The sequence below is a fragment of the Desulfosporosinus sp. Tol-M2 genome, assembly GCF_059735615.1.
Window position 1 is genome coordinate 1 of record NZ_JCAIJG010000196.1, and the last position, 1,061, is coordinate 1,061.

Below are 1,061 nucleotides of genomic sequence, written 5' to 3' on the forward strand. Positions count from 1 at the left end.
GCGTTGCGCAGTTTCATGACCCCGTCATAAATTGAGCCCGTATAATTCGGGAAGGTTCCCCGTTCTTCAGCCAGGCGTTGGGACTCAATCCGCGCTTCCGTCTGGATAAATTTCATAACTTTTTCCGCATATTCAACCGCGTCTTCCGTGGCGTACGATGTTTGCAGCAAAATGAGCATATCGGCAAAGCCCATCACGCCAAGTCCGATTTTACGGTTCCCTTTAACAACCTCATCAATGATGGGCAGGGGATACTGATTCACATCAATCACGTCGTCCAGAAAACGAACGGCCAAGCGGACCACCTGACTTAAACGCTCCCAGTTAATCACCATTTTCCCATCTTTTTCGATCACCATTAATTTGAGATTAATCGAGCCCAAGTTACAGGCCTCATTGGGCAAAAGCGGCTGCTCGCCACAATTATGCACATAGATCCCGTTGGCATCAAAGGCATTGACCCCCGGAACTTGGGCATCATAAACTTCCTCAACCCCTGCCGGGAGACATTCCGTCACATTGGCCAGAAAGCGCTCTCTATTTATATTACGCTGATAGCCCTCAAGCAGATTTTTGAGGGTTTGCTTTTTCTTCATGTTGCTAAAGCCAATAACCTCAGCAAAAGCCGGCAAATTATCTTGGGATAGGGAGAGTTCGTGCCCCGGCTGAACCTCATAGTCCCGCTGACCACCCTTGCCATCCGGCAAAGACTTAGAGCCCGAAGATTGGCGGTCTCTGTAAATTGTCGAAGCCATACCTAAACGATGCAGCATGCGCTGGAGTATCTGAAGCCCCGCGAAATCCTTTTGCCAGAGCCTGACGGATACGCCTTTCTCTTGAGAACCGACTACTGTTCCATCGGTATCAAACAAACCCCTGATCAGTCCTCGGTGAAAGTCCGAGCTTGTTTTTTCCAGCTCCTCAGTAAGCCTTTTCTCCTTTGGAAAAATACCATACTCCCCCGCTAAATCGCGTAAGGACGCTAACTTCATCCGACGTTCATTTCTCTCTTCTTTTAACGTCCCATCCCCTAAAAGCAAGCCTAAAAGAAAACCCTCTTC

At 48.6% G+C, this 1,061-nt stretch carries 1 protein-coding gene; it reads right to left on the reverse strand.

What is annotated here, in order from left to right; translation table 11 throughout:
• Positions 1 to 1,061: ribonucleotide reductase barrel domain-containing protein (locus AC6I5A_RS14120; RefSeq protein ID WP_497900787.1), on the reverse strand; the 1,061-nt coding region annotated here is incomplete at both ends.